Genomic DNA, 6,456 nt, shown 5'->3' with positions numbered 1-6,456 from the left:
TTTTTAAGGGGGGTTAGGGGGGATCAATAAGTGCAAAGATACAGCCAACCACTTTTCAAACATCCTCTAAACACTAAATTACTTACTACAAAACCTCGAAATAAGTCTACTGCCTGCGTAATACCACGGATAAGTCGGTTAAAGTTTCCCCATGAATACCTTTTCAGCTGGGCCTGTCATGTAAACCCGTTGGTCGATTTCTGACCATTCAATTTGTAAGGGGCCACCTGGTAATTCTATAGTGGCGGTGCGATCGCATTTCCCGGTTAACACACCAGCTACTAAAGAAGCACAAGCACCAGTCCCACAAGCTAATGTAATCCCAGCACCTCGTTCCCACACCCGCATTTTCAAATAGTCACGGCGTACCACTTGCATAAATTCGGTATTTATGCGTTGGGGAAAAGCTGGGTGATGCTCAAATTTCGGGCCGATGCTTTCTAGTTCAATTGCTGCAACATCTTCCACAAAGGTAATACAGTGAGGATTTCCCATATTTACACAAGTTACTTCCCAAGTTTGTCCCGCCACCTGCAACGGCTGAGAAATTACTTTTTCTTCAACAGGTGCAAGGGTGGTAGGAATTTCGCCAGCGAGTAATCTGGGTAAACCCATGTCTACTTTAACTAGACCATCAGATAAGAGTTGGGGAGTCATTACACCACCCAAAGTATGAATGCGATATGAATCTTTATTCCGAGATTGACCTTCTAAATCTGCCAAAAAGCCAGCTAAACAGCGAATGCCATTGCCACACATTTCTGGTTCCGAACCATCAGAATTAAAAATCCGCATGGTGTAGTCAGTGCCGTTTTCTCCAGGTAGGGCAAAAATAACACCATCAGCACCGATACCAAAATGGCGATCGCACAACTTGATGGCTTGCTCTGGAGTCAATACGGGCAATGATGACGAGCGATTGTCAATCAGAATAAAATCGTTGCCTAGACCATGATACTTAGTAAATTCGATTGCCATTTTCTCAAGGATGAATTATCAAGGATGAGTTACTCTTTATTTTGCCTTGTAGGTTCATCTTTACTAAAAATGCTTACCGAATTTGACACCACTTTGCCTAGTATTATACAAGTCCAAAACCTGATTAAACAAACCACGCCAGTAGAGTTAAAGCTGCTGACTCAGGATATACTCACAGGAAAGGTTTTATGGCAAGATCCACAGTGTATCTGTATTGCTGATGAAAACAGTCAGCAAAGCATTGTTTGGAAGCAAGCGATCGCATACATCAAACCGAAAACAAGTTAGGAGTAGAATTTTGCTTGCGATCGCTATAAGATTTTGGTTAGCGATCGCTCCTTTGTATGCAATGCACCCTGATATCATGATTCATTCTGTTAGCGGTAGCGGGGCGTTTAGCCCATCCTGACTCCTGAATTCTGCTTGATTAATGCAAAAGTTGCCAATCTTGCAGCATCAAAATAGCATCTCTATACAAAGACAAATCCACCTGGTGGACTTCTATTCCCTGCCCAATTCCTTCTAGAAGAGTGATTGTCAAATTTCCTCCCAAGTGTTCGCGGAACTCGGTAAGCCCCCTAAATAGACAATGGGGATGGTCTAGTTGATCTAATTGCTCTGTCAGTGCCGATACATACAATGTGAATCCTAGCTTACTGAGTGTATGTAGAACACTTTGCCACTCAGATTTCAAGAGTTGACCTGTTAAATATGAATAGGTCGTATCCAAAGCAATGCCGATCGCTACAGCTTCACCGTGACGTAAACTGTAATTAGTTAAATGCTCCAGTTTATGAGCAGCCCAGTGTCCAAAATCCAGAGGACGCGATGAACCCATTTCAAATGGATCGCCGCTACCAGCAATATGCTCTAAATGCAACTGCGAACAGCGATAGATCAGCCTTTGCATTATGTCCATATCCCGATTAGCCAATTTATCGGCATTAGTCATAATGAAATCGAAGAAATCTGCATCTTTAATCAGCGCTACTTTCACCGCTTCTGCAATACCCGATCGCCAATCTCGATCGTCAAGGCTAGCAAGAAAATCAAAGTCATTTAAGACAGCATAAGGCGGCATGAATGTACCCAAAAAGTTTTTCTTGCCGAAAGCATTAATTCCGTTCTTTACCCCTACACCCGAATCGTTTTGCCCTAATACTGTTGTCGGTACTCGTAGCAATCGAATTCCTCGGTGAGCCGTTGTTGCTGCGTATCCTACCATATCTAGGACGGCTCCACCTCCAATTGCTAAAACGTAGGAGTGACGGCACAATCCAGCTGCATTGATTCGCTGATGAATTTGCTCTATAAATCTAGAATCGTTTTTAACTCCTTCTCCACCCAGAACTACTATCGGCTCACCGCTCAGTGTTAGTACATCTTCATAATACTGGGCATAGACTGATAATTTTTTTAGTAAGCCATCCTGGTACTGTAAAAATCCTCCATCTACCACCGCTAATACTTGCTTTGGGGTTGTTTCCCCATCTGCGGCAATCACTTGTGCAAATAAAGGATTATCTAACTGAAACAGACCTCTAGTGAAGTGAACATCATAGTTGAAGGTCACGCGGACACATTGGTTAATTGGTTGCAGATTAAGAGCGGTTTTTTGTTTAATAGCCATTTAAAGTATTATTACTGTTTTAGTAACTGTGAATAGATGCACTGATGCAATTACAAGTGAAACTAAATTTAGCATAATTAAGTCATCAAATACTTCAGCATTTAAATGAGTTGCTAGATAGCTAAAGTTATTAAATTAATCATGCTTTTCAAGTACATTCATCCTGGTAGATAAAGTTTAAAATAGCATTAATTTACAATTTTATCAAAACAGAATTCAGGAGCCAGAATAATGCTTCCGGCATCCGCGAACAGAATTGAATTCTGTGTGACTGGCGGATGAATAAACGGGTTGAAGACTACTAAATATTCGATTTAGTGGTCAACAATAAAGTGGCGGGTTTGAATCCCCCACTAATTGATTCTGACTCCTGAATTCTGTTAGCGGTAGCGGGGCATTTAGCCCCTTCTGAATTCTTCTTCAACGATGCCTATTTTTTATCATTTATACCTGAAGTTAGCAATGGTTATTCTTATTTAGATAAGATTCTAATTTTTTTCCGTAAATTAATTCTAGAGTTTATCTAATTAAAATAGTATCTTTACAATATCTTCTCTAAAATCGGGAAAATTTTATAGATTCAGTAAAGCTACGAACTCAGAAATATATTATCTAGCTGTTTTAATCACAAAGTATCAAGTTTAGTGGTAGATTTTATACTTAGTTGTCACAAAAAAGTTGGGCAACTTCTCCTGAAATTTATCATGAGTAAAGTAAACAAGTTACTGCATCACTGGCTGTTAAAGTCTGTTTCAGAGAAAGCTTTTGCTTGGCTGGAACAGAAGCAAGCACAAATTTCTAGCGGCGCTGCTGAAAGAGTTTTTTTCACGGCATTTAGTGCTGTGCCGCGTTATCTAGGTAAACAGGATTTACAGCTAACATTCCAGGACTTGGAAGCAGCAGAAAATGTGATTCCTGGTTGGTATCCTGGTAATTGGAGTGTAGATCAAGCAGGTCGTACGCTCTTGCTTCTAGCTTTGCCCCACGATGACACCCAGGGGTATGTGCGATCGCTCGATCAAGTCTTCTCCACTGCCGATATGGGAGAATCAGTTGCCCTTTATCAAAGTTTGCCGCTTTTACCACATCCAGAGTTACATTGCCACCGTACTGCTGAGGGAATTCGCAGCAACATGAGTAATGTATTCCAAGCTATAGCACTACGTAACCCTTATCCAGCGAATTATTTAGACAATGCTGCTTGGAATCAGATGGTACTGAAGGCTGTATTTGTCGGCAGTCCGTTGCATCTAATTTGGGGACTAGACCGACGTGCTAACCCAGAATTAGCGAAGATGTTAGCAGACTATGCCCATGAACGTTGGGCAGCTAAACGCTCAGTTACGCCAGAACTTTGGCGACCTGTAGGGCGGTTTGCAGATAGCGCGATCGTCACAGATTTAGAAAAAGTACTGGCTAATGGGGATACAGCCGAACAAGAAGCAGCAGCGTTAGCTTGTGCTGAGTCTCCTTTACCACAGGCGCAAGCATTACTTTCTCGTTACCCAGATTTACAGTCATCCATTCAACAAGGTAATCTGACTTGGAACAGTTTTAGCCGCAAGTGAGTGAGGAGTGGGGATGAGGGGAATGAGGGAGATGGGGAGCTCTTAGCTGGGAGCAAGGGAGAAGAGTTTTCCCCCTGCCCCTCGCCCCCTGCCCCTCTGCCTCTTTTCCATGCCCAATGCCCAATGCCAAATACCCAATTATTAAAACCATGATGTTCATCGATCCTCACATTCACATGTGTTCCCGTACTACTTACGATTACTTAGTAATGCGAGAATATGGCATTGTCGCCGTTATTGAACCAGCCTTTTGGTTAGGACAACCCCGAACTAACGCTGGCTCATTTAAAGACTACTTCAGTAGTCTTGTGGGCTGGGAACGCTTTCGTGCTAGTCAGTTTGGCATCCAACACTACTGTACAATCGGCCTAAATCCGAAAGAAGCTAACAATGAAGCGCTGGCAAAAGAAGTTATGGAACTACTGCCACTTTATGCCTGTAAAGAAGGAGTTGTTGCTATTGGGGAAATTGGCTATGACGACATGACAGAAGCAGAAGATAAGTACTTTTGTCAACAGTTAGAATTAGCCAAAGAACTTGATATGTTGGTACTAATTCATACTCCCCATCGCAATAAGAAAGCGGGTGCTATTCAAAGCATGGAACGCTGCATTGAATATGGCTTAGATCCCTCACAAGTAGTTATCGATCACAACAACGAAGAAACCGTCGAGGAAGTATTAGGACGGGGTTTTTGGGCGGCTTTCACGATTTACCCACAGACGAAGATGGGTAACGCCAGAATGGTAGAAGTTGTCCGTAAATATGGATGCGTTAGCGTAGCGGGACACGATAGTGTTCGTCGCATCATTGTAGATAGTAGCGCTGATTGGGGTATCAGCGATCCTTTGGCAGTCCCAAAAACGGCTCAGTTGATGTTAGATAGGGGCATTCCTGAAGAACATGTGCAAGCAGTTTGTTATGAAAATGCCCTAGCTGCTTACAGTCAAACTGGGCAGATGAAAGCGTCAGACTGGCTCAATCCCCAATCTATCGATCAGCGCCAAATGTTCAGTGGAAATTCTGTGTTGCGGGGACAAGAACCAGGAATCAAATCAGCTTCAGATTATGTGTTGATTGAGTAGAAAATTTGAGAGAGACGCGATTAATCGCGTCTGTACTGGGGAGTGGGGAGTAGGAATTGCATAAATGATTTATCTGTAATATGCAGTTTATTTTGAGAAATTATTAGGCACGGAGGCAGATAAGTGAATGTTGCAAGCTTAAATTTTCAAGGCTGGCGGGGTTATCTAGAATTGATGCGTCCTGCTAATATTGTTACTGCTTGGGCGGATATTCTTGTAGGTTTTGCTGCTTCCGGCTCTGGGAGTATTTTTGCTAAATTAATTAATGGTGAAGCAACTTTTGCCATCCTAATTCCATTAGCTTGGTTATTATTGGCTACAACTGGTTTATACGGCGGCGGTATCGTTTTTAATGATGTTTTTGATGCTGAATTAGACGCAAAAGAGCGACCAAATAGAGCAATTCCTAGTGGTCGCGTATCTCGTCAAAATGCTGCTTTATTGGGGAGTATACTGTTTGCCATCGGCATTATAGCTGCTTTTCAAGTATCCTGGTTGAGTGCTGCGATCGCTATATTGATCGCTCTTTCATCCCTCCTGTATGACTCACTCGCCAAACATCATCCTTTTTTTGGCCCTTTAAATATGGGTTTGTGTCGTGGCAGTAACTTATTATTAGGCGTAAGTGCTGTACCTGCAATGATAGGAGAACGTTGGTATTTAGCACTAATTCCTGTTCTCTATATTGCTGCTATCACCGCAATTAGTCAGGGTGAAGTTCACGGAGGGAAGAAGATTACGGGAGTTTTAGCATTACTGCTGATTGCAATAGTTTTGACGGCAGTTTTAGCTTTAGGAATATTAGGAGATTATACAGCGATCGCAGCACTACCATTTGCTATTTTCTTAGCTATCAGAGTCTTGCCTAATTTTGTCAAAGCTGCCAGTGAGCCAGTAGCCGAAAACATCAGAAATGCTGTAAAAATAGGCGTTTTATCTCTAATAGTCTTAGATGCAACAGTTGCATCTGGTTTTGCTGGTTTGTATTACGGTTTATTAGTTCTGATTTTGTTACCAATTTCCATGAAACTAGCACAAATATTTGCCGTAACTTAAATTTTGATGTCCACACCTTGTAATACCATTAATAGGCTGTAATGGCGCACATTTATGCGCCATTATCCCCGAATATAGCAAGTAAAAATCTCCAATTCCTCTCTCTGCGTTCTCTGCGCCTCTGCGGTTAATTTATTAC

The 6,456-nt window shown here is 42.1% G+C and carries 6 protein-coding genes; 4 read left to right on the top strand and 2 right to left on the bottom strand.

Features of this window, described 5'->3' with window-relative positions:
* Positions 1 to 138: 138 nt before the first annotated feature.
* On the bottom strand, positions 139 to 978 hold the full coding sequence (gene dapF / locus HWQ36_RS06860; RefSeq protein WP_292699544.1) for a diaminopimelate epimerase: 840 nt from the start codon (positions 976 to 978) through the stop codon (positions 139 to 141).
* 69 nt (positions 979 to 1,047) lie between these two features.
* On the opposite strand from dapF, the gene HWQ36_RS06855 reads away from it, so the two are divergent.
* Positions 1,048 to 1,266, top strand: coding sequence for an RNA chaperone Hfq (locus HWQ36_RS06855; protein ID WP_292699558.1), 219 nt, complete (start codon positions 1,048 to 1,050; stop codon positions 1,264 to 1,266).
* 139 nt (positions 1,267 to 1,405) lie between these two features.
* Here HWQ36_RS06855 and HWQ36_RS06850 read toward each other — a convergent pair whose 3' ends face one another.
* Positions 1,406 to 2,608 carry a 3-dehydroquinate synthase gene (locus tag HWQ36_RS06850; protein ID WP_292699540.1) on the bottom strand — a complete coding sequence of 401 codons (1,203 nt, stop codon included), beginning with the start codon at positions 2,606 to 2,608 and terminating at the stop codon, positions 1,406 to 1,408.
* A gap of 704 nt (positions 2,609 to 3,312) precedes the next feature.
* Between HWQ36_RS06850 and HWQ36_RS06845 the strand changes: the two genes are divergently transcribed.
* The 3 genes from HWQ36_RS06845 (at position 3,313) to eboC (ending at position 6,317) form a co-directional block, all read left to right on the top strand.
* On the top strand, positions 3,313 to 4,176 hold the full coding sequence (locus HWQ36_RS06845) for an EboA family metabolite traffic protein (RefSeq protein ID WP_292699537.1): 864 nt from the start codon (positions 3,313 to 3,315) through the stop codon (positions 4,174 to 4,176).
* A 116-nt stretch (positions 4,177 to 4,292) separates the two neighbouring features.
* Complete coding sequence (locus HWQ36_RS06840; protein ID WP_292699534.1) at positions 4,293 to 5,261, top strand: TatD family hydrolase; 969 nt, start codon at positions 4,293 to 4,295, stop codon at positions 5,259 to 5,261.
* Between the two features lie 123 nt (positions 5,262 to 5,384).
* Positions 5,385 to 6,317 (top strand): UbiA-like protein EboC, encoded by a 933-nt coding sequence (gene eboC / locus HWQ36_RS06835; protein ID WP_366828528.1) that lies wholly within the window; start codon positions 5,385 to 5,387, stop codon positions 6,315 to 6,317.
* The last annotated feature ends 139 nt before the right edge of the window (positions 6,318 to 6,456 follow it).

The sequence above is a fragment of the Nostoc sp. NMS2 genome (genome assembly GCF_017115105.1).
Taxonomy (GTDB): domain Bacteria; phylum Cyanobacteriota; class Cyanobacteriia; order Cyanobacteriales; family Nostocaceae; genus Nostoc.
Note: the sequence above shows the minus strand (reverse complement) of the source record. Positions and strands in the feature narration are given on the sequence as shown.

Coding starts and splice junctions, on each gene's coding strand:
- dapF (WP_292699544.1), bottom strand. CDS start 978: ATGGCAATCGAATTTACTAAGTATCATGGTCTAGGCAACGATTTTATT.
- HWQ36_RS06855 (WP_292699558.1), top strand. CDS start 1,048: ATGCTTACCGAATTTGACACCACTTTGCCTAGTATTATACAAGTCCAA.
- HWQ36_RS06850 (WP_292699540.1), bottom strand. CDS start 2,608: ATGGCTATTAAACAAAAAACCGCTCTTAATCTGCAACCAATTAACCAA.
- HWQ36_RS06845 (WP_292699537.1), top strand. CDS start 3,313: ATGAGTAAAGTAAACAAGTTACTGCATCACTGGCTGTTAAAGTCTGTT.
- HWQ36_RS06840 (WP_292699534.1), top strand. CDS start 4,293: ATGCCCAATGCCAAATACCCAATTATTAAAACCATGATGTTCATCGAT.